Below are 21,918 nucleotides of genomic sequence, written 5' to 3'. Positions count from 1 at the left end.
TCATCTGCGCTGCAGCTGATCCAGTTCACCGCCACTGGAGAAGTGGGTGTCCATGACCTGGCCCCAGCCACCGAAGACGTCCTCGACCCGCAGCAGCTCTGTCTCCGGGAACTGGTCGGCGAACTCCTTCTGGACGGTCTCGTCATTGACCCGGTAGTTGAAACCGGCCAGCAGGCGCTGGGCTTCCTCGGTGTAGAGGTACTCCAGATAGCCCCGTGCCAACTCGGCATTGTCGTTGCGTTCGGCGACCTTCTCGACCACCGCCACCGGGAATTCCGCCAGGATACTCACCGGTGGCACGACCACGTCGTAGTCGTCCTCGCCGTACTCCTTGCTGATATTGTTGACCTCGGACTCGAAGCTGATCAGCACGTCGCCGATGCCGCGCTCGACAAAGGTGGTGGTGGCGCCTCGACCGCCAGTATCGAAGACCTTGACGTTACCCAGGAACCGATTCATGAACTCGCGAATCTTCTCCTGGTCGCCGTCGAATTTCTGATCCGCATAGGCCCAGGCGGCCAGGTAGGTGTAGCGCCCGTTACCCGAGGTCTTGGGGTTGGGAAAGACGATCTCGACATCGTCTTCGACCAGGTCGTCCCAGCTATCGATTTCCTTGGGGTTGCCTTCGCGCACCAGGAAGGCGGTGGTGGAGTAGTAGGGCGAGGCATTGTTGGGGAACTGTTGCTGCCAGTCCTCGGCGACCAGTCCCTGTTCGGCGAGCACATTGACGTCGGTGACCTGGTTGTAGGTCACCACATCGGCGCGCAGCCCCTGCATGATGGCGCGAGCCTGCTTGGAGGAGCCGCCATGGGATTGCTTTACTTCGACGCTTTCATCGTGCTGCTCCTGCCACCAGGTGTTGAACTCGGGGTTGACCGTTGCAAACAGCTCTCGGGCGATATCGTAGGACGAATTGAGCAGTTCGCGATCGGCCGCCAGGGACGGCGCGGCGAAGCCCGTCACAAGGGTTGCAGTGATGGCGGAAGCGAGGGCGCTACGGCGCAGAAATAAAGAAAAAATCATGATGGTTCCCAAAAGCGATCAAGTTTTCAGCAGGCTAAACCAGCTTTTATGGAATGACAATCCTGATGGTTATTCTTTTTTGCAATATAGGGCGATTGAGGCGCGCTATGAGAAGCCCTGCTTAGGAAGACGCGCACAAGCGTCGACACCCCAGCCAGAGGCCGGGATGTCGTTGCGAGAGTGGCGTGAGAAGCAAGCTCGGACCGGGTTATAGTCCCATCGCCGAGGATGTCGAGCGGCGTGGATCCGCGCCACCGGTGAAAACGCCGTCCTCGATCATCAGCGATTGGGCGGCGCCCATGGCCTCCTGGCGGCTGACGGTATGGCCCAGGGATTCGAGCAGTTCGATGGTGTCCGGGCTAATGCCTTGCTCGATGCGAATTTCATCCGGGAGCCACTGGTGATGGATACGCGGTACGCTCACCGCGGTCTGGATGTTCATATCGTGATCGACCACGTTCATCAGTACCTGCAGCGTGGTGGTGATGATGCGTGAACCGCCGGGGCTGCCGGTCACCAGGAAGTTCTTGCCATCCTTCTTGACGATGGTCGGTGTCATGGATGACAGCATGCGCTTGTTGGGCTCGACCTTGTTGGCCTCGCCGCCGATCAGGCCATAGGCATTGGGCACGCCGGGCTTGGCGGAGAAGTCGTCCATCTCGTTGTTGAGCAGAAAGCCCGCCCCTTCCACGACGATGCCCGAGCCATAGCTGAAGTTGATGGTGTAAGTATTGGAGACCGCCATGCCGTTGCCATCGGCGATGGAGAAATGAGTGGTCTCATTGGATTCGTAAGGCAGAGGATTGCCCGGTGCGATCTCGCTGCTGGGCGTTGCTTGATCCATCGAGATCTGCTGACGTAACTCCTTGGCGTACTCCTTGGAGGTCAGGCCTTCCAGCGGCACCTCGACGAAATCCGTATCCCCCAGATACTTCGAGCGATCCGCGTAGGCGCGTTTCATGGCTTCCGCCATCACATGGATGGTATTGGCCGAATTGAACCCCATCTCGGCGATATCGTACTCCTCGAGAATGTTGAGCATCTGCACGATGTGCACGCCGCCAGAAGAGGGAGGGCTCATGGCGTAGACGTCATGGCCGCGATAGGTGCCATGACTGGGTTCGCGAATCGCCGGTTCATAGTTGGCCAGATCTTCCATCGTCATCAGGCCACCGTTGTTTTCCATTTGAGTGGCGATCAACTCCGCGGTCTTGCCTTCATAGAACTCCCGCGGGCCCTGTTCGGCGATGCGCTTCAGCGTTGCGGCCAGGTCCGGCTGTTTGAAGAGATCGCCGACCTCATAGAGGCTGCCGTCTTCCTTGAAGAACTTCTTCCGCGAGCCGTCCCACTGCTCCAGTCGCTCCCGCGTATCGCGGATGCCGTCGACGAAACGCTGGGGCAGGGCAAAGCCATCCTCGGCCAGGCGGATCGCCGGGGCCAAGGCCTCCGCCAGGCTCAGGGTGCCGTATTTCTCCAGTGCCATGGCCAGGCCCGCCACGGTGCCGGGCACTCCGGAGGCGTTATGGGTATAGCGAGAGAGTTCGGAAACCGCTTCGCCTTCATCGTTCTGGAACATGGTTTCAAACGCCGCCGCGGGCGCTTTCTCGCGGTAATCGATGGCGACGACCTCACCACTTTTCTCATCCGATACCAGCATGAAGCCGCCGCCGCCGATGTTGCCGGAGCGTGGCTGAGTCACTGCCAGGGCGAAGCCTGCGGTTACCGCTGCATCCACGGCGTTGCCGCCATCCGCGAGCACGTCCCGGGCGACTTTCGAGGCCAGAAAGTGGCTGGTGGCCACCATGCCTTTTGCGCTGACCTCGGGATTGAAGCGTTCACCTTCAAGGATGGCCTGTTGGGCGAGGACAGAAATCGACGTAGTCAATGCCAGAGCGCCGGCACAGGTCAGTGTCGTGAGTCGGTTTATGAGGGCCGAAGAGCATGTGGGCATTATTGTCTCCTGAATCGAGATATTCTTGTGTTAGGCATTTCTCAATATCGACGCAGAATCCAGGATAAGCAAATGTCATCCGCCCACAGAACGATTTGATTAGGCTAGAATGGGCGCTTTCCGTACTTCGACGACGAGCCATGTCTAACGTGAACTCTGATTACGCCCCTGGTCACGCATCCGACTTCAAGATTGCCCCTTCGATTCTTTCCGCGGACTTTGCCCGCCTGGGCCAGGAGGTCGATGACGTTCTTGCCTCGGGGGCCGATATCGTGCACTTCGACGTGATGGACAACCATTACGTCCCCAACCTGACCATCGGGCCAATGGTCTGCGAAGCGCTGCGCAAGCACGGGGTAACCGCGCCCATCGATGCGCACCTGATGGTCAAGCCGGTGGACCGCCTGATCGGTGATTTCATCGACGCCGGAGCCAGCTACATCACCTTTCATCCCGAGGCCTCGGAGCATATCGATCGCTCCCTGCAGTTGATTCGCGACGGTGGTGTCAAGGCCGGGCTGGTGTTCAATCCCGCCACGCCCCTGACCTATCTCGATCATGTGATGGACAAGGTCGACATGATCTTGTTGATGAGCGTCAATCCAGGTTTCGGCGGTCAATCCTTCCTCCCCAGCACTCTCGATAAACTGCGTGAGGTACGCAGTCGTATCGACGCTAGTGGTCTGGATATTCGTCTGGAAGTCGATGGCGGTATCAAGATCGACAACATCGCCGAGGTCGCGGGCGCCGGTGCTGACACCTTCGTCGCCGGCTCGGCGGTGTTCAAAGGCCGTCGCGAAGAGGATGCTCACCGTTACGACAGCGTGATCCGAGCGTTTCGCAACGAGCTAGCCAAGGTCTGAATACGACATGAGCGAGTCTTCGTCTGGTGAGGCGGCGAGAGAAGAAAGCATCGATATCGGTATCCGTTGGTATCTCTACCTGGTCGAGACGGCGTCGGGTGCGCTTTACACCGGCATCACCACGGATGTGGAGCGACGCTTCAACGAACACCAGAATGGCAAGCGCGGCGCCCGGGCGCTGCGCGGCAAGGGGCCGCTGCGTCTGGTTCATCAGCAATCTGTCGGTAGCCGCGGCGAGGCGCTGAAACTGGAGGCGTGGCTCAAGAAACAGTCTGCAACCGCCAAACGTGCCTGGCTCGCTGCCCGGTACGAGCCCTGAAAACAAGTCTCGAAGGAGCGCGACACAACGACCTTGACGTTTCGAGAGCGGCTGTCTGTACTCGTTGAATGCCGATGCCGGTGAGGCATCGTCAACAATGGAGAACAACAATGAAAATCACGCTGCTGTCAGCGAGCGTCGTCGCAAGCACGCTTGCTTCCTCATTGGTACTGGCCCAGAACGATGACACTCTGGAGAAACTCGGCAACTTCCAGACCACTGGCGAGACCGAGTTCACCGTCATCGACCAGAACAGCCCCAGCGCCGATGCGATCCGCGAGACCCTGAAGCGGATCGAACTTCCGCAAGGCTTCACCATCGATCTCTACGCGCTCGTGCCGGATGCGCGCCACATGGCGGTTGGTCCCCAAGGTGTCGTTACCTTCGTTGGCACTCGCAAGACCGAGATCTGGGCCGTCACCGATCGCGACAAGAACCGTGTCGCCGACGAGGTCAAGAATTTCGCGCCGTCCCTGGCCAAGTCGATTCCCAATGGCCCCTGCTTCTCGCCGGCGGGCGTGCTCTATATTGCCGAACAGAACCGGGTGCTCGCTTACCCGGCGGCGGAGTTCTTCTATGAGAGTCCGGACGTGGTCGCCGAGCCGGTCATCCCTGGCGGTGAACTCATTCCCGAAGAGTTCGTCAGCTACAATCACACTGCTCGGGTCTGCGATATAGGTCCCGACGGCAAGCTCTACATCTCCCTGGGCCAACCGTTCAACGTCGCCCCGGAAAAGCATCTCGATGTCTTCTCCGAATACGGTATCGGCGGCATCATCCGGGTCAATCAGGACGGTAGCGAGCGCGAGGTCTATACGCGGGGCATTCGCAATTCGGTTGGCCACGACTTCCATCCCAAGACGGGCAATCTGTGGTTCACCGACAATCAGGTGGACGGCATGGGGGATGACATCCCTCCCGGTGAAATCAATCGCCAGACCGCCCCGGGTCAGCACTTCGGGCACCCTTGGTATGGTGGTGGCGATGTGCGTACCAGCGAGTACAAGGGCGAGGAAGTACCCGTCGAGGTCGTTTTCCCGGTGGTTGAAACCGCGGCCCACGCTGCGGATCTGGGCATGGTCTTCTACACCGGCAAGATGTTTCCCGAAAAGTACCGGGGCGGCATCTTCGTCGCGCAGCACGGTTCCTGGAATCGCACCGAGCCCGTCGGCGCACGGGTGATGTTCACCCCGGTTGACGCGGAAGGAAATGTCACCGGCGACACGGTGCCCTTCGCACGGGGCTGGCTCGACGAGAATGGCGAGTACCTTGGTCGCCCGGTGGATGTCGCGCAGCTTCGCGACGGTTCGCTGCTGGTTTCTGACGATCTGGCCGGGGCGGTCTATCGAATTGCCTACACCGGTTCGTCTGCCCAGTAGAAGTGCAACGCTTATGACATATTGGCAGGCGTCTACCGCCTGCCTGCTTCTTTATTGCCGCGAGGAGACGTCATGCCATTTTTACGTCCGGCCATCGTGCTTGTGGTCGCCAGCGGTCTGGCGCTGACGACCAGTGCCCAGGCAGCCGATCCCGAAGCCGGTCGCAAGCTGGCACGTCAGTGCCAGACTTGTCATGGCTTGGACGGTATCGCGACGATTCCGATCGCGCCACACCTGGCGGGCGAGAGCCAGATCTATCTCGAGACACAATTGAAGGCGTTTCGTAGCGGCAGACGCGAGCACGAGATCATGTCGGTGGTGGCCAAGGGCCTAAGCGACGAGGAGATCGCCAACCTGGCCGCCTGGTATGCGTCGATAAGGATCACCGCCACCATGCCGGACTAGGGAATTCCTCAGGGAATCGATAGCCTGTTTTTTCCTGCCCATGCAGGCATAATTCATGCCTGTCTCACATCTTTACGTGTTCTGGAGAAGTCATGCTGTCGAGTCTTGATGGACTCCGCCTCGTCGCCTTCGATCTGGATGGCACCCTGATCGATTCCGTTCCCGATCTCGCCGCTGCGGTCGATGCCATGCTCATTGAGCGTGAATTGTCGCCAGCCGGCGAGGCCCGGGTTCGCGACTGGGTCGGCAATGGTTCGCACAAGCTGGTCGAGCGAGCGCTGGAATACGCCACCGGTAGCCCCCCGAACGAGCAGGCTGTTGATAGTGCCCACGACAGTTTTCTTGAGCATTACGGCCGAGCATCCTGTGTTCATACCCGTGTTTATCCCGGGGTGAACGAGGCGCTGTCAGCGCTGAATGAGCGAGGTCTGGTCCTGGTGGTGATCACCAACAAGCCACATGCCTTCGTGGCGCCAATTCTCGACGCCCTTGGCCTGGCCGGTTATTTCGGACTGACCCTGGGGGGTGACTCGCTGCCGCAAAAGAAACCCGATCCCGCGCCGCTACTGCATGTGGCCAAGCACTACGGTATCTCCCCTGGAGAGTGCCTGATGATCGGTGATTCTCGACATGACATCGAGGCCGGCCGACGGGCTGGATTTCATACCCTGGCGGTGCCCTACGGCTATAATCATGGTGAGCCGATAACCGATAGTCAGCCAGACGGGATAGTTGAATCGCTGAGAGAACTCGTTTAGGGTTGTTCAATATCGCTATAAACGGCGAAAAATCAATAAGATTCAGCAATTACGGATCACTCATGACGCTGGATGCCCGCCATTTCTCTCAGGTCTCTCAAGACAGCGTCACGCTTGCTCGCGCCGTCAAGCGCTGGCGATGGTGACATCCCTGCGATCGTCAAGTCGGCGATCGCCTGGTCAGGCATATCGATATCCTTGTCGACTCACCTGTTTCGATCCAATCCGTCTAGATTCACCCTGAAGGAACTGCCGGGCATGATGACTCCCGAACGCTTCGCCGACCTGGCGCAGGCAGGCTTCAACCGCATTCCGGTCACCCGGGAAGTGTTGGCCGACCTTGATACACCGCTGTCCACCTACCTCAAACTGGCGGATGCACCCTGGACCTTCCTGCTCGAGTCCGTGCAGGGGGGGGAGAAGTGGGGGCGTTACTCCATCATCGGCTTGCCGTGCCGCGAACGTATCGAGGTGCGCGGCCACGAGGTGCGTCATATCGTCGATGGTGAGCAATCCGGTGTCTCTCACGCAGACGACCCACTGACCTGGATCGAACAGTTCCAGACTCGCTTCAAGGTTCCGCGTCTCGACGACCAACCGCGCTTCGACGGCGGACTGGTGGGGTATTTCGGCTACGACACCATTCGCTACATCGAGCCGCGCCTGCGCGGTGTCGAGAAACCCGATCCCATCGGCGTGCCGGATATCCTGCTGATGATCAGCGACGAGTTCGTGGTATTCGACAATCTCTCGGGTCGCCTGACACTCTGGACCCATGCCGATCCCGCCGATAGCCGGGCGCTTGAATATGCCAACGAGCGTCTTGACTCCCTCGAGAACGAGCTACGAGGCGCCACCTTGGCGTCTGCGAGTCCCGGAACCGGCGCTGCCGCAGTGGAAGAAGGGCACTTCACGTCGGGTTTCACCGAAGAAGGGTTCAAGGCGGCGGTCGAGACCATCAAGGAGTACGTGCTGGCCGGCGATGTCATGCAATGCGTGCCGTCGCAACGCATGTCGATCCCGTTTCGGGCGCCACCGCTCGATCTCTACCGCGCCCTGCGCAGTCTCAATCCATCGCCCTATATGTTCTTTCTCAATCTTGGCGATCATCAAGTGGTGGGGTCGTCGCCGGAGATTCTTACACGGCTCGAGGAGGGCGAGGTCACCGTGCGCCCCATCGCCGGAACCCGCAAGCGAGGTCGCAACGAGGAAGAAGATAGGGCGCTCGAAGCGGACCTGCTGGCGGACCCCAAGGAGATCGCCGAGCATGTCATGCTGATCGACCTGGGGCGCAACGATGTAGGACGTATCTGCGAGGCGGGGTCGGTCAAGGTCACCGATAACATGGCCATCGAGCGCTATTCCCATGTCATGCATATCGTCTCCAACGTGACCGGGCGTCTGTCGCCGGGATTTTCGGCGATGGACGTGCTGCGAGCGACCTTTCCCGCCGGTACGCTCTCCGGGGCACCTAAGATTCGCGCCATGCAGATCATCGACGAACTGGAGCCGGTCAAGCGGGGTGTCTACTCCGGTGCGGTGGGCTATCTCTCCTGGCACGGCAACATGGATACCGCCATCGCCATTCGCACGGCGGTGATCAAGGATGGCGAACTGCACGTCCAGGCCGGGGCCGGCATCGTCGCCGACTCGGTGCCGGAACTCGAATGGCAGGAGACCCTGAACAAGGGGCGTGCCCTGTTCCGCGCCGTGGCCATGGCAGAACGCGGCCTGGACAACCTCGAATGACCCTGCGAATCCCTGATGTCGACGCATGGGTTAGCCCGTGCGTGTGCCGGAGTAAGTGCTAATGGCCGTGTTGATGATCGATAACTACGACAGCTTTACCTTCAATATCGTGCAGTATCTGGCGGAATTGGGCGCCGAGGTCGAAACCTACCGCAACGATGCCTTGAGTCTCGCGGATATCGAGGCGCTGGCGCCGAGCCATATCGTGATCTCTCCAGGGCCCTGCACGCCCAACGAGGCGGGTATATCCATGGATGTGATCCGCCATTTCGCCGGCAAGCTGCCGATTTTGGGGGTTTGTCTAGGCCATCAGGCGATCGGTCAGGTGTTTGGCGGTCGGGTGGTGCGCGCACCTCAGGTGATGCATGGCAAGACTTCCCAGATACATCATCGTGGTGAAGGCGTGTTTGCCGGATTGGACGATCCGTTAGAGGTCACGCGTTACCACTCGCTGATTGTTGAGGCCGAGAGCCTGCCGGAAGCACTCGAGGCTACCGCCTGGGTCGGTGATAATGATGTCACCCCCGGGGTGATCATGGGATTGCGTCACCGCAGCCTGGATATCGAAGGGGTACAGTTCCACCCTGAATCGATCCTGACTCGGCAAGGGCATCAGCTGCTGGGCAATTTCCTCGAGCGAGGTCGCGCCTGATCGTTTATAAAGGCTTATACCGTTATCTTGCGTCGTCGCTAACACGACAATCAAGGAGACCAATATGCAGATGCGAGAAGCGATCGATGCGGTCATGAGAGGCCGCAATCTGAGCTACGCTGATACCCACGCGGTGATGCGCCACATCATGACGGGGGACGCTACGGATGCACAGATCGGTGGCTTCCTGATCGGTTTGTCGATGAAGGGCGAGACGGTGGATGAGGTCGCCGCCGCTGCTCAGGTGATGCGCGATCTGATGACACCGGTCGAAGTCGTGCTTGACGATCTGGTGGATATCGTCGGTACCGGTGGCGATGGCGCGAACCTGTTCAATGTCTCCACCGCGTCCAGCTTCGTGGTCGCCGCGGCAGGGGGGCATGTCGCCAAGCATGGCAACCGTAGCGTCTCCTCGTCTTCCGGCAGTGCCGATCTGTTCGATGTCGCCGGTATCAAGCTCGATCTCGCGCCGGATCAGGTGGCGCGCTGCATCGAGCAGGTCGGTGTGGGTTTCATGTTCGCCCCCATGCATCACCCGGCCATGCGCCATGCCATCGGCCCGCGTCGTGAGATGGGTGTGCGTACCGTGTTCAACATTCTCGGGCCGCTGACCAATCCAGCTCGTGCCCAGCACCAATTGTTGGGCGTCTATCAATCCAGTCTGGTGCCGCTGATGGCCGAAGCGCTGGGTCGCCTGGGCAGTCGGCATGTGCTGGTGGTTCACGCCGAGGATGGCCTGGACGAGATTTCCCTTGCCGCGCCGACGCGAGTCGCTGAATTGCGCGACGGCGAGATCGAGGAATATGTCATCACCCCCGAGGAGTTGGGAATAGAGCGTCAGGCGCTCGAACCGCTCAAGGTCGTCACTGCCGAGGATAGCCTGCGGCTGGTCAAGGAGGCCTTGGTGGGCGAGGGCGCGGCAGCGGATATCGTGGCCTTGAATGCGGGGGCGGCCCTGTATGCCGCTGACATCGCCGACAGCATCAAGGAAGGGGTGGCGCTGGCTCAGGATGCCATGGCCTCGAAACTGGCGCTGGAAAAGATGAAGGAACTGACCGACTTCAGTCGCGTGTTCAGCGATCAATGATTATCCATTCATCGACACAAGAGGCCTGACATGACCACCACCGATGATTTGCCCACCATCCTGGCCAAGATACTCGAGCGCAAGGATGAGGAGGTCGCCGAGCGCCGTGCTCGGGTCTCCGAGGCGGTGCTGTTGGAGCGCGCCCGAGAGCAGAGCGCGCCGCGAGGCTTCGTCGCGGCCCTGAATCGGACCATCGAGGAGGGAGATCCAGCGGTGATCGCTGAAATCAAGAAGGCCTCGCCTTCCCGCGGTGTGATCCGCGAGAACTTCCAGCCCGCCGAGATCGCCAAGGCCTATGCAGAGTCCGGGGCCAGTTGCCTGTCGGTGCTGACCGATGCGGATTTTTTTCAGGGCCATGAAGACTTCCTGATCGAGGCTCGCGATGCCTGTGAGCTACCGGTGATTCGCAAGGATTTCATCGTCCACGACTATCAGGTCAGCGAGGCGCGGGCCATCGGCGCGGACTGCATCCTGTTGATCGTCGCTGCTCTCGACGATGCACAGATGAAGGCGTTGCATCAGCAGGCCGGCGAGCTGGGCATGGATGTGCTGGTTGAAGTGCATAATGCGCTGGAACTGGAGCGGGCGATGGCGCTCAATCTGGAACTGGTGGGCATCAACAATCGTGATCTGCATAGCTTCGAGACCACCCTGGATACCACCTTTCAGCTGCTTTCGCGGGTTCCTGAAGGGGTGACGGTGATCACGGAGTCGGGCATCAATACCCGGGGCGATGTCGAACACATGCTCGAGTACGGAGTGAATGGCTTTCTCGTCGGAGAAGCGTTCATGTGCGAAAAAGATCCCGGTGCTGCCTTGCGGCGCATGTTCTTTTGAATGTCTTTTGAACGTTCTGTCGCATTGACGCCTTTTTGGAACTCATGCAGCCTCTTGTCGGCCGAAGGCCGGTGACTCCGGATAGACCAGGCTGATCAGTGTCTCCCCGGGTTGTGGGTCCAGAGGAACTTCGTCGTTGGCCACACGGATGCGCTCGTTTGCATCGATGCAAAATAGCGGCATGAGCTTGTCTTCATGCAAGGCGCGGTACTTTTCCAGGGTGATTTCATCAGTCAGATGAGCGCTGCGTAACTCGGCGCCCTGCTTGATCAATTCCTGCAGTCGCGCATAGGTCGCATTCTCCTCGAAGAGTACCGGCAGGTGTCCTAACGCCTGTTCACGATAATGGCGATCGCTGCGGGTGCGGGTTTCCGCCAACTGGAAGACCTTGCCATAGGCGAATTCCTGAGCGTAGTGCAGCGCCGCCAGGTTGTTGAGCTCCCGATAGGGCGACAAGGGCAGCAAATGACCGATACCGGTCAAGTCCATGTGTCGGTCGGCATGATGTGAAAGAAGGTTGCCGTAATAGACCGGCAAACCTGCCATGCGAGCTTCCTGAGTGGCTTCCCAATCCGTATCCGCTAGACGCACCCTGAATCCGGCTTCCTGTAGTTCCAGGGCAATGGCTCGCGCCACCGAGTTGGCGCCGAGGATCAGAAACCCCGAGGGTGGGGGCTCGACGACCCCGAGCATCCTTGCTATGGGGCGGGAAAGCAGGCTTTGTAGCACAACGGTGGTGATGATGGTGAGGAAGGCCACAGGTACCAGCATCTCGGCACCGGCAACACCGATCTCCTCGAGCTTGAGGGCAAACAGCGAGGCTACCGCCGCTGCCACGATGCCGCGGGGGCATAGCCAGGCGAGGAGCGCCTTTTCCCGCCAGTGAAGGTCACTGCCCAGAGTGCACAGCCAGACCACGAGTGGGCGTCCGAGCCATACCAATACGCCAAGAAAGCCCCACGCCGGCCAGGAGAGTAGCGCCAACTGATCTACCGTCAGACGCGCCGCCAGCAGAATGAAAAGCCCCGAGATCAGCAGGATTGTCAGGGTTTCCTTGAATTCGAGAATCTCGTCGGTGGGCACGCCGCGCATATTGGCCAGCCAGATGCCCACGACCGTTACGGTCAGTAGGCCGGACTCATGGAACAGCACATCGGAGGTGGTGAACAGCGTCAGCACCATCATCAGGGTGCCGAAGCTGTGCAGCCGCGGGGGCAGCCAGCGGCGGCGTAGTATCTGCCCCCAGGCGTACCCGCCAAGGCTGCCCAGGCCGAAACCAATGAGCAGCGTCTTGCCGAACAGCAACAGAGTGTGAGAAGCCGCCCCTTCGGTATAGCCCAGGGCGACGAATTCATAGACCAGGACGGCACCGATCGCACCGATGGGATCGATGAGGATCCCTTCCCAGCGCAGTATTTGGGTGAGGTGTTCCCGGGCGCGCAGCGTTCGCAACAATGGCGATACCACGGTAGGGCCGGTGACTACCAGCACTGCACCCAGCACGCTCGCCATTTGCCAGGACAGGCCGAGAATGTAATGGGCGGCCACACTGCCGATGATGGCGGTGAGCAGGGCACCCCAGGTAACCAGATGCCATACCGTGGGGCCATGACCGCGCAGGTCCTTGATGTTCAAGGTCAGGCTGCCTTCGAACAGGATGACGGCAACGGCCAGCGACACCAGCGGAAACAACAGATCGCCGAACAGGGCGTCTGGGTCGAGCAGGTGTCCCACAGGACCGACGAAAATGCCGGCAATCAGCAGCAGAAGGATGGCGGGTAAACGGATGCGCCAGGCCGTCCACTGGCATAACAGCGCCAACAGCCCGATGCCCGTCAGCGCAATGGCAGGAGTTTGCATGATTGTCAGGAAATCCTTTTCACGATCGCTTGATCGCTTTCAACAACCCCTGCAAGGGGTGATCGAGAGAGAGGTCGGAAAGCCGTTTGGCCTGGCTGCGGCAGGAATAGCCCGTAACCAGTAGTCGTCCGGAATTGTCCTCGTTTTCGACATGACGCTGCCAGGATTGGCCGTAAATGGTCTTCGATGTTTCGAGGTTCCGGCTTTCATGGCCGTAGGTGCCGGACATGCCGCAGCAGCCGCTGGCGAGCAGTTCCAGTTCAAAACCGAAGGCCGAGAACACCTGTTGCCAGGCTTTGGGCGAGCCCGGGGCGGTGGTTTTCTCGGTGCAGTGCGAAAGCAGCTTGAAACCCGGGTCGTCACTCTTGAACCCACCGGGCACCAGGCGCTGGCCCAGGGAGACCAGCCATTCTTGCAGCAGCAGTATCTCGGGGGTGGCATTCGCCCCCAGCGCCTTGGCGTACTCCTGGCGGTAGGTCAGGGTCATGGCTGGATCGATACCCACCAGCGGAACGTCGAATGCCGCCAAAGCCTTTAGACGCCGTGCCTGCTTTTCGGCAGTGCGCTCAAAAGCGCCCAGAAAGCCCTGAACGTTGAGCGGTTTGCCATTGGGTGAGAAGGGCGCCACGAACACACGAATATCCAGGCGTGACAGCAATTCGACGATATCCATCACCAACCGGGATTCGAAATAGCTGGTGAAGGCATCCTGGATGATGACCACGCTCCGTGCTTTCTGCTGCTCCGTGAGCAGTCCCAGGCTGGTCGGCGTAGCCTCGGCGATACCCCAAGCGGCGAGTTGTTTCTTGAGGCTGGCCCGAGAGAGTTGCGGACTGTCGACCATGCCGATGCGACTTGTCATCAGGCGATCGATCAGCCGGTTCTGCAGCGCTGCATTGTAGAGCGGCGCGACCGTCGACAAGTAGGGCACCATGAATTCGAGTCCGCCGATCAGGTAGTCGCGCAGCGGACGCTGGTAACGCCCGTGGTAGACCTCCAGGAACTGGGAGCGGAACTCCGGCACATTGACCTTGATAGGGCATTGCCCGGCGCAGGACTTGCAGGCCAGGCAGCCGGCCATGGCGTCATGGACCTCGTGGGAGAAATCTTCGTCACCCTGGCGTCGGCGGTAGGTATTCCACAGGCGCAGCGGCATGTCGCGCACAAACCCCCAGGCGCCTTCGGCTTTCTTCTTGCGCGACTCCTCGACTACATCGGTGCCGCTGTTGCCCTGCAGACGCAGCCATTCCCGCATCAGACTGGCACGGCCCTTGGGTGAGTGGATGCGCTCCCGGGTCGCTTTCCAGGAAGGGCACATGGCGTCATCGGGGTCGTAGTTATAACAAGCGCCGTTTCCGTTGCAGTAGACCGCGCTCGAGTGTGCCTGCCATACCCGTTCGTCGATCTGGCGGTCGAGCTGGCCCCGGGTGGTGACCCCATCGATGGCCAGTAATCCTTGATCCACCAGCCGGACCGGCTCAAAACCCCCGATGTTGTCTGCCGATCGATGTAAAGTGTTGGCGACGTCTTGGGGTCGGGTAGAGGGTTCGGCGCCCTCGGAACGGATAAAAGGTGTGGCGATCTTGCCCGGGTTCAACTGGTTGTGCGGATCGAAGGCCGCCTTGAGCCGTTGCAGGCTGGGGTAAAGTGCGCCGAAGAACTTGGGGGTGTATTCCGAGCGTACCCCCTTGCCGTGTTCGCCCCACAGTAGGCCGTGATACTTGTGGGTCAGGTCGGCGACTTCATCGGAAATCTCACGGATCAAGACTTCCTGCTCAGGGTCTTTCATGTCCAGCGCTGGGCGCACATGCAGCACCCCGGCATCGACATGACCGAACATGCCGTATTCCAGCTCTCGGGCATCCAGCAGAGCGCGAAACTCGGTAATGTAATCCGCCAGGTGCTCCGGTGGAACGGCGGTATCCTCGACGAAGGGGATGGGGCGCTTCTCGCCCTTGGCATTGCCGAGCAGACCCACCGCGCGCTTGCGCATGGCATAGACCTGGTCGATCTGTTCGCGACCCTCGGCCAGGGTGTAGCCAAGACGCCGAACCTGAGTATCCGCTGACAGGTGATCGGTGAAAGCGGACACCTTGGCGTCGAGTTTGTCCGGGTCGTCGGCGTTGAACTCGACCAGGTTGATGCCGCGGATCACGGGAGAGCGCTCTGCGTGATGAGTCGTGACGGTATTACTTGTGGTTTTGGTATCCTGGGCAGCGGCCTTGGTCTGCGCGCTGGGAAAGAACTCCGCCACGCTGTCCCAGACGAAGTCCTCCATCGCCAGGCCCAGCACCTTGTCGTCCACGGTTTCGATAGAGGTGGGTCGATTGGCTTCCATTCCCATCAGTGCCTTGGCGTCCCGCAGGGCATCCATGAAGCTCGCGTAGCGCACATTGACCAGGGTGGAGTGCTTGGCCATGGGCAGAACGTTGAGTGTGGCCTCGTTGAGGAAACCGAGTGAGCCTTCGGCGCCACACAGCACGCTATTGAGATCGAAACATCCATCCGGCGTACGCAGGTGCGCCAGGTCGTAACCCGTCAGACAGCGATTGAGTCTAGGAAAGGTGGCGTCGATCTGCTCGCGTTGTGTATCGATGATCTTTCGGGCGGTACGATGCACCTCACCGACGATATTGTCCTGAGCGCAGAGTGCGTCCAGTTCATCTTCCTCGAGGGGATGGCTTTCCAGCCGCTCGCCGCCCAGCAGTACCGTGTTCAGAGCCAGCACATGATCCCGGGTCTTGCCGTATTCGCAGCTGCCCTGACCGCTGGCATCGGTTGAAATCATGCCTCCAATGGTGGCCCGGTTGGAGGTCGAGAGTTCCGGAGCGAAAAATAGGCCGTGAGGCTTCAAGGCCGCGTTCAACTGATCCTTGACCACCCCGGCCTGAACTCGTACGCGACGATTCTCCACGTCGATGTCGAGAATACGATTCATGTGTCGCGAAACATCCACCATGATGCCCTCGGTCAGTGACTGGCCGTTGGTACCGGTGCCACCGCCGCGGGGCGCAAATGCTATTTCTTGGAACTCCTCGCATGCTGCCAGGCGCGCAATACGCTGCAGATCTTCAGCGCTGCGCGGGTAGAGCACCGCCTGAGGGAGGCGCTGATAGATGGAGTTATCGGTGGCGAGCACCGTGCGGTTGGCGTAATCCGCCGCGATATCCCCGGCGAAGCCTTCCGTCTTGAGGGCCTCGATGAAGGCTAGATAATCCTCATCGACCCGAGAAAGAGGTTTCAGTCGTGCGATCATGATCTCTTCGTATCAAGCAGGACACTATGCCCCTACCTTACCCGAGAAGCCGTCGCAACGCATTGCGATGTTGCAACGGCAACATTGGGTGCCATGGCCCAGCGGGTCGCTTTTCCTTACAATGGAAAGCCGATTTTTACGGTGCCTGGAATTGACCATGATAACTTGGCTGGCCGTGGCCGCCGGCGGCGCCTTCGGTGCGCTAGGGCGTTACTTGCTGAGTGGTTGGCTCACCTCGACGCTGGGGCGTGGATTTCCCTGGGGCACCTTCGGCGTCAACCTGTTGGGGTGTTGTTTGATCGGCGCGCTCTATGTATGGATTAGCGAAGAGCTCAAGCTCGCGCCCATTTGGCAAGCGGCGCTGGTGGCGGGGTTTACCGGCGCCTTCACCACGTTTTCTACCTTCGCGCTAGAGATCCTGACATTGCTGGAAAGCGGCCGTGCGTCGATCGCTTTTCTCTACGTCACCGGGAGCTTGTTACTCGGAGTGGCCGGGGTGGCCGCCGGAATGAGACTGGCGCGACTTTTTGTATAACTCATTTTTCAACGGATAAGACTTCATGCTCGATCCCAAACTGCTTCGCAGCGACCTTGATACCGTCGCGCAGCGCCTTGCTAAACGCGGTTTTGCTCTGGATGTGAATCGTTTTGAGACCTTGGAGACCCAGCGGCGGGAGCTGCAGACCGAGACCGAGCGTCTGCAGAACGAGCGCAATACGCATTCCAAGGCAGTCGGCCAGGCGAAAGCGTCTGGGGAGGACATCGAACCTCTATTGGCGGAAGTCAGCGATCTGGGTGATCGTCTGGATGCGGTCAAGGCGCGGCTGGCAGAGAATAGTGCGGCATTGGACGATTTCTTGACGGGATTGCCCAACCTGCCGCACGACAGCGTGCCCGAGGGCGATGATGAGAACGATAACGTCGAGTTGCATCGGTGGGGCACACCCCGGGAGTTCGATTTCAAGATCCGGGATCACGTCGATCTTGGCGCCAAGCTGGGCTATCTCGATTTCGAAATGGCGGCCAAGCTGACCGGTTCGCGCTTCGCGGTGATGCGTGGCCCGATTGCTCGGCTGCATCGGACGCTCGGCCAGTTCATGCTTGACACTCAGACCCTCGAACACGGCTATGAAGAGTGCTACGTGCCCTACATGGTCAATAGTGACTCCTTGATGGGCACCGGACAGTTACCCAAGTTCGGTGAGGATCTGTTCAGATTGGAAGGCGACAACGGCTACTATCTGATTCCTACCGCCGAGGTGCCGCTGACCAATTTCGCCCGCGATCATATCTTCGAGGCCAAGGAGTTGCCGCTGCGCCTGACTGCTCATACGCCTTGCTTTCGTAGTGAAGCAGGCGCCTACGGTAAGGACACCCGAGGCATGATTCGCCAGCACCAGTTCGACAAGGTCGAGATGGTGCAACTGGTCTCGCCTGATTCCAGCTACGCGGCACTCGAAGACATGCGCGGACACGCCGAGGCCATTCTGCAGGCGCTGGGACTGCCGTATCGGGTGATCACTCTGTGTGCCGGCGATATGGGGTTTGGCGCGGCCAAGACCTACGACCTCGAAGTCTGGGTGCCGAGCCAGCAGACCTATCGCGAGATATCCTCGGTCTCCAATTGCGAGGATTTTCAAGCCCGGCGCATGCAGGCACGCTTTCGCGACCCGGAGTACAAGAAACCCCAACTGCTGCACACCCTGAATGGCTCGGGGCTGGCAGTGGGGCGTTGTCTGCTAGCGGTGCTGGAAAACTATCAGAATGCCGATGGCTCGGTCACGGTACCCGAGGCGCTTCGTGGATACATGGGCGGTGTCGAACGGATCAATTCTTGATCTCCCAGGCGACGCTGACCCCTGCATCGATGGTGATCTCCCCTGAGCGATATTCCGGGGTGGAGCCGCCTTGCTTGGCCTCGGCGCTCATGGCCATCATGCGCGGAGCAAAGATGGGCGCATTGGTTTCCTGAATATTGAGCACTGGACCCAGCTCGACACCCAATGTGCTGGCCATCAGCTGAGCCTTGTGATGCGCCTTCTCCAGCGCCTGGGTCAATGCCTTGTCGGTGGCGGCATCCCGGTCCTTGAGATCGTAGGTGACGCCATCCAGTGCATTGACGCCGGCCTGGGTCAGCGCATCGAGAATGGCCGGCAAACGATCGAGATCGTCGATGCGCAGGCTCACCGGTCGTTCGAGCTGGGTACGCACCAGTGTTTCGGGTGGCTCATCTTTCTTCACCGGGCGATGTACGTAATCCGGACGTACTGACAGGGAGCCGGCGGTAATGGACTTGCTTTCGAGTCCAGCCTGCTCCAGCGTGCGAATCAGTTCTCCGGTACGCTCTTCCAGGCGTTTGCGGGCATCCGCCAGCGCCTGCGGGTCCGATGGTGTGTTCTCGGTTCGAGCGATAGTCGGCGTGCGCTCCCATAGACGCGCATTCAGCATCGCCATGTCGGGCTCGGCCTTGATCTCGGCCTGGGCCTGTACTTGAACACGCTGGGTTTCGGGCATCGATGATTGAGCCTGGGCGGTCGTTGCCCCACCCAGCAGGCTTCCCAGTAGCAAGGCGCCGGCTAGCACGTGGCGTGAATGGGGGATGAGCTTCATGACGTTTCCTCGTGCATGATAAGAGTTTAAAGGATGTCTTCTTGGAGCGATCACTAAAACCAAGGTTTCTCCAGGGTAGGCTAATGCACATTGTTTTCTTTATCGAGAGACGAGACCGGGTGTTGGGCAACGCAGCATGGTTAGCGCCGCTGGTACTGGTGTTGATGCTCTTCTTCAGCATGCCGAGCCACGCAGCGGCTATCACGGTGACCGATGATGCGGGCAAGAAAGTCTCTTTATCGGCGCCCGCCGAGCGTGTCGTGGCCTTGGCCCCCCACGCAGTAGAAATATTCTATGAGCTGGGAGCCGGCGAGTCATTGGTGGGGGTGATCGCTGGTAGTGATTATCCCACCGAGGCGCGTGCATTACCTCGCGTCGGTAGTTATCGGGGCATTTCGCTGGAAGCGATACTGGCGCGCGATCCGCAACTGGTGATCGCCTGGGGCAGCGGCTCGCCTCAGGCAGTGATCGAGCGACTACGCAGTCTCGACATCCCGGTTTATGTCAGCGAGCCGCGACATTTGCTCGACGTCGCCGATAACCTGCGCGATCTGGGTCAACTGACCGGACGCCGCGTGCAAGGCGAAGAGGCGGCTCGGAGATTCGAACGACGACTGGCGTTCCTGGAGCAGTCTTTCGAACAACCACCGCGTGTCTTCTATCAACTGGGCGCCGAACCATTGACCACTCTGGCCGGTGGTCACATCGTCACGCAGGTCATTCATCATTGCGGAGGGCAGCCGCTGTTTGCGGAAAGCCCGGTGCTGGTTCCGCAGATCGGTCGTGAATCGCTGATTCAAGCGCAGCCCGATATCATCCTGGCGGCCAGCAAAAACGATCGCTGGCAGGCTGCCTGGCAACGCTGGTCCGTCTTGCCAGCAGTTCGAAACGAGCGTCTCCATACGCTCGAGCCGGACTGGGTCAGCCGCCCCGGGCCACGCCTCGTCAAGGCAGTGGAACAGGTGTGCCGGGCATTGGAGCCACACTAGTATTTCCCTAATAGTCGATGCCGCGCCGCGCCTGCAACCCACTATTGAAGGCATGGCGGGTTTCCTGCATCTCGGTCACGGTATCCGCCATGGCAACCAGCTCGCGATGGGCATTGCGCCCGGTGATGATGACGGTCTGTTCCACGGGGCGATTCTCAATGGCTTGCTTGACGAGATCGATATCCAGATAACCGAACTTGAGCATGTAGGTGATCTCGTCGAGCACCACCAGATAGACCGACTCATCAGCCAGCATGCGTTCGGCTTCCCGCCAGACCTCGAGACACGCCTTGGTATCGCTTTCCCGGTTCTGGGTGTCCCAGGTAAAGCCGGTGGCCATCACCTGGACCTCCAGGTTGTCATCCGCGATCAGTCGTTCGCGCTCGCCACACTCCCATAGCCCCTTGATGAATTGGATCACCCCGACTCGATAACCGTAACCCAGTGCTCGGGTCACCGTGCCCCAGGCGGCAGTGGTCTTGCCCTTGCCGTTGCCGGTGAATACCAGCAGTTGCCCGCGCTGCTCCTGAGCGCTGGCGATCTTCTCGTCGACATGGCTCTTGAGCTTCTGCATCGATTGCTTGTGACGGGTATCGCGGTCGGTCATGAGATTGTCTACCTGGGACTGAAAAGGAAATATCAGGTTACGTAGCAAGCGAGCAGCCAAGGCCACCATGCAACGTATCTGGTCGGGAAAGCGGCTCAGGGATAGCCCAAGGCTGTCTTGAGATGAGCATGATGCTGGGACACCCAGTGTTTGTCGATCGCCCCCCAATCCCGAATGACATAGCGGCCGATATTATGGCGGGCGCCGGCGTCACGCTCGAATTCGCAGACGATATTCAACTCCGCAAGCGCAGTGATGGTGTCCTGGGCGGTTCGCCGGGGCATGCCGGTCGCGGCGATGATATCCGGCACGCTAGCTGTACCGTTGTCGATCAGATAGGCAACATAGAGCCGACGATAGAAGCTGGACTGGGTCTTGCTGATGGGCATGTAATAAGGCTCTCAAAAAGGCGCTTGCAACAACCTGTTGGCTCTCATGTTAACGCAATCGACTCTTGATCGGTTCTCCATCAGCACTTTATCAGTTCAGAGAAATAGGTCTCCTTGGGCATGAGGTGCTCGAAAAGCGCTAGAGTCCAGTGCTACATCTGTGCGTCTACTGATGCCCAGGCGCTGACTGGCCTTGTTGAAACGCTGGGCCAGCAGGTCGGCGAAAACGCCTTGACCACGCATACGATGCCCAAAGCGAGAGTCATAAGTTTCTCCGCCGCGGCACTGGCGCATCAAACTCATGACCTTACCGGCCCGCTCCGGATAATGGGTCATCAGCCACTCCTCGAAAAGGGGGGCGACTTCCCGAGGCAAGCGCAGCAGCATCCAGGTGGCGGTGCGGGCACCTGCATCATGAGCCGCCTGCAATAGGTGTTCCATTTCATGGTCATTCAGCCCCGGGATCATCGGTGATAGCAACGCACCGGTGGGCACCCCGGCAGCGCTCAATTCACGCAGGATCTTGAGACGTGCGCCGGGGGATGCGGTGCGAGGCTCCAGGGTACGCTTGAGTTCGTCATCGAGGCTGGTAAGGCTGACGAAGACTCGTACCAGGCGTTTGTCCGCCATCTCGCCAAGCAGCGCCTTGTCCCGCAGGATCAGCGCGCTCTTGGTCACCAGGGTGACCGGATGACGACACTCGAGCAACAGTTCGAGAATGGCGCGGGTCGTGCGGCGTTCCGCTTCCAAAGGCTGATAGCAATCGGTATTGCCCGACAGGTTGATGGGCCGGCAGACATAGCCAGGCTTGCATAGCTCCTCGCGCAGACGTTCGACGAGGCCGGTACGGGCGATCAATCGAGTCTCGAAATCGATCCCCGGGGACAGATCCCAATAGGCATGGCTGGGCCGGGCGTAACAATAGATGCAGCCGTGCTCACAGCCACGATAGGGATTCAATGAACGATCGAAACCGAGATCCGGCGAGTGATTCCAGGACAGGGCGCTCTTGGCGGGTTCATGCCGTACCGTTGTTGCCAGGCGTTGCGGCAGAGCCTCTTGCCACCAGCCATCGTCGATAGCCTCGCTACGGGTGGGTGCGAATCGATTGTGAGGATCGAAGGTGGCACCACGGCCTTTCCGTGGAAATGAGGAGTGTTGGATAGCCATGAAGACTGATTACT

Annotated in this window: 21 protein-coding genes; 12 read left to right on the top strand and 9 right to left on the bottom strand. The window is 59.7% G+C overall.

Annotated features, from left to right (window positions below):
• Positions 1-1,023: a thiosulfate ABC transporter substrate-binding protein CysP gene (gene cysP, locus ACPF7Z_RS04150; RefSeq protein WP_425191901.1), complete on the bottom strand. Its 1,023-nt coding sequence runs from the start codon at positions 1,021-1,023 to the stop codon at positions 1-3.
• 208 nt (positions 1,024-1,231) lie between these two features.
• A complete protein-coding gene (ggt, locus tag ACPF7Z_RS04145) occupies positions 1,232-2,974 on the bottom strand; it encodes a gamma-glutamyltransferase (RefSeq protein ID WP_425191900.1) in 1,743 nt (580 codons plus the stop codon).
• Positions 2,975-3,114: 140 nt separating this feature from the next.
• Here ggt and rpe point away from each other — a divergent pair, with 140 nt between their 5' ends.
• The 5 genes from rpe (at position 3,115) to ACPF7Z_RS04120 (ending at position 6,698) form a co-directional block, all read left to right on the top strand.
• Positions 3,115-3,837, top strand: a complete 723-nt coding sequence (gene rpe / locus ACPF7Z_RS04140) for a ribulose-phosphate 3-epimerase (protein ID WP_425191899.1) — start codon at positions 3,115-3,117, stop codon at positions 3,835-3,837.
• Positions 3,838-3,844: 7 nt separating this feature from the next.
• On the top strand, positions 3,845-4,156 hold the full coding sequence (locus tag ACPF7Z_RS04135) for a GIY-YIG nuclease family protein (protein WP_425191898.1): 312 nt from the start codon (positions 3,845-3,847) through the stop codon (positions 4,154-4,156).
• A gap of 110 nt (positions 4,157-4,266) precedes the next feature.
• On the top strand, positions 4,267-5,535 hold the full coding sequence (locus ACPF7Z_RS04130; protein ID WP_425191897.1) for a PQQ-dependent sugar dehydrogenase: 1,269 nt from the start codon (positions 4,267-4,269) through the stop codon (positions 5,533-5,535).
• 72 nt (positions 5,536-5,607) lie between these two features.
• The gene (locus ACPF7Z_RS04125; RefSeq protein WP_425191896.1) at positions 5,608-5,940 is read left to right on the top strand and encodes a c-type cytochrome; all 333 of its coding nucleotides are present in this window, start codon (positions 5,608-5,610) and stop codon (positions 5,938-5,940) included.
• A 92-nt stretch (positions 5,941-6,032) separates the two neighbouring features.
• Positions 6,033-6,698 carry a phosphoglycolate phosphatase gene (locus ACPF7Z_RS04120; RefSeq protein ID WP_425191895.1) on the top strand — a complete coding sequence of 222 codons (666 nt, stop codon included), beginning with the start codon at positions 6,033-6,035 and terminating at the stop codon, positions 6,696-6,698.
• Between the two features lie 56 nt (positions 6,699-6,754).
• Here ACPF7Z_RS04120 and ACPF7Z_RS04115 read toward each other — a convergent pair whose 3' ends face one another.
• Entirely contained in the window at positions 6,755-6,886 is a 132-nt protein-coding gene (locus ACPF7Z_RS04115; protein ID WP_425191894.1) for a hypothetical protein, read from the bottom strand.
• A 73-nt stretch (positions 6,887-6,959) separates the two neighbouring features.
• Between ACPF7Z_RS04115 and trpE the strand changes: the two genes are divergently transcribed.
• The 4 genes from trpE (at position 6,960) to trpC (ending at position 11,023) form a co-directional block, all read left to right on the top strand.
• The gene (gene trpE, locus ACPF7Z_RS04110; protein WP_425191936.1) at positions 6,960-8,447 is read left to right on the top strand and encodes an anthranilate synthase component I; all 1,488 of its coding nucleotides are present in this window, start codon (positions 6,960-6,962) and stop codon (positions 8,445-8,447) included.
• 61 nt (positions 8,448-8,508) lie between these two features.
• Positions 8,509-9,099 carry an anthranilate synthase component II gene (locus tag ACPF7Z_RS04105; protein WP_425191893.1) on the top strand — a complete coding sequence of 197 codons (591 nt, stop codon included), beginning with the start codon at positions 8,509-8,511 and terminating at the stop codon, positions 9,097-9,099.
• A 64-nt stretch (positions 9,100-9,163) separates the two neighbouring features.
• Complete coding sequence (gene trpD / locus ACPF7Z_RS04100) at positions 9,164-10,186, top strand: anthranilate phosphoribosyltransferase (protein WP_425191892.1); 1,023 nt, start codon at positions 9,164-9,166, stop codon at positions 10,184-10,186.
• A 30-nt stretch (positions 10,187-10,216) separates the two neighbouring features.
• Positions 10,217-11,023, top strand: coding sequence for an indole-3-glycerol phosphate synthase TrpC (trpC, locus tag ACPF7Z_RS04095; protein ID WP_425191891.1), 807 nt, complete (start codon positions 10,217-10,219; stop codon positions 11,021-11,023).
• A 42-nt stretch (positions 11,024-11,065) separates the two neighbouring features.
• Here trpC and ACPF7Z_RS04090 read toward each other — a convergent pair whose 3' ends face one another.
• Positions 11,066-12,883: a cation:proton antiporter gene (locus ACPF7Z_RS04090; protein WP_425191890.1), complete on the bottom strand. Its 1,818-nt coding sequence runs from the start codon at positions 12,881-12,883 to the stop codon at positions 11,066-11,068.
• A 19-nt stretch (positions 12,884-12,902) separates the two neighbouring features.
• The gene (locus ACPF7Z_RS04085) at positions 12,903-16,139 is read right to left on the bottom strand and encodes an FAD-binding and (Fe-S)-binding domain-containing protein (protein WP_425191889.1); all 3,237 of its coding nucleotides are present in this window, start codon (positions 16,137-16,139) and stop codon (positions 12,903-12,905) included.
• Between the two features lie 157 nt (positions 16,140-16,296).
• On the opposite strand from ACPF7Z_RS04085, the gene crcB reads away from it, so the two are divergent.
• Together crcB and serS are read left to right on the top strand one after the other, a co-directional pair.
• On the top strand, positions 16,297-16,674 hold the full coding sequence (gene crcB, locus ACPF7Z_RS04080) for a fluoride efflux transporter CrcB (RefSeq protein WP_425191888.1): 378 nt from the start codon (positions 16,297-16,299) through the stop codon (positions 16,672-16,674).
• Between the two features lie 25 nt (positions 16,675-16,699).
• Positions 16,700-17,977, top strand: a complete 1,278-nt coding sequence (gene serS, locus ACPF7Z_RS04075; RefSeq protein ID WP_425191887.1) for a serine--tRNA ligase — start codon at positions 16,700-16,702, stop codon at positions 17,975-17,977.
• On the opposite strand, the gene ACPF7Z_RS04070 is transcribed toward serS, so the two are convergent.
• Positions 17,967-18,749, bottom strand: coding sequence for an SIMPL domain-containing protein (locus tag ACPF7Z_RS04070; RefSeq protein ID WP_425191886.1), 783 nt, complete (start codon positions 18,747-18,749; stop codon positions 17,967-17,969). The two genes, serS and ACPF7Z_RS04070, sit on opposite strands and share 11 nt — an antisense overlap.
• Positions 18,750-18,832: 83 nt before the next feature.
• On the opposite strand from ACPF7Z_RS04070, the gene ACPF7Z_RS04065 reads away from it, so the two are divergent.
• Positions 18,833-19,738, top strand: coding sequence for a cobalamin-binding protein (locus tag ACPF7Z_RS04065; protein ID WP_425191885.1), 906 nt, complete (start codon positions 18,833-18,835; stop codon positions 19,736-19,738).
• A 7-nt stretch (positions 19,739-19,745) separates the two neighbouring features.
• On the opposite strand, the gene cobO is transcribed toward ACPF7Z_RS04065, so the two are convergent.
• The 3 genes from cobO to ACPF7Z_RS04050 all read right to left on the bottom strand — a co-directional run bounded on the left by cobO (position 19,746) and on the right by ACPF7Z_RS04050 (position 21,904).
• Positions 19,746-20,345, bottom strand: a complete 600-nt coding sequence (gene cobO, locus ACPF7Z_RS04060; RefSeq protein ID WP_425191884.1) for a cob(I)yrinic acid a,c-diamide adenosyltransferase — start codon at positions 20,343-20,345, stop codon at positions 19,746-19,748.
• Positions 20,346-20,440: 95 nt separating this feature from the next.
• Positions 20,441-20,734, bottom strand: coding sequence for a winged helix-turn-helix domain-containing protein (locus ACPF7Z_RS04055; RefSeq protein WP_425191883.1), 294 nt, complete (start codon positions 20,732-20,734; stop codon positions 20,441-20,443).
• A 96-nt stretch (positions 20,735-20,830) separates the two neighbouring features.
• Positions 20,831-21,904 carry a PA0069 family radical SAM protein gene (locus ACPF7Z_RS04050; protein ID WP_425191882.1) on the bottom strand — a complete coding sequence of 358 codons (1,074 nt, stop codon included), beginning with the start codon at positions 21,902-21,904 and terminating at the stop codon, positions 20,831-20,833.
• Positions 21,905-21,918 lie beyond the last annotated feature (14 nt).

The sequence above is a fragment of the Halomonas sp. GXIMD04776 genome (assembly GCF_049808615.1).
Lineage (GTDB): Bacteria > Pseudomonadota > Gammaproteobacteria > Pseudomonadales > Halomonadaceae > Modicisalibacter.
The sequence above is the reverse complement of the archived record's forward strand: the minus strand, read 5'-3'. Positions and strand labels throughout refer to the sequence as shown.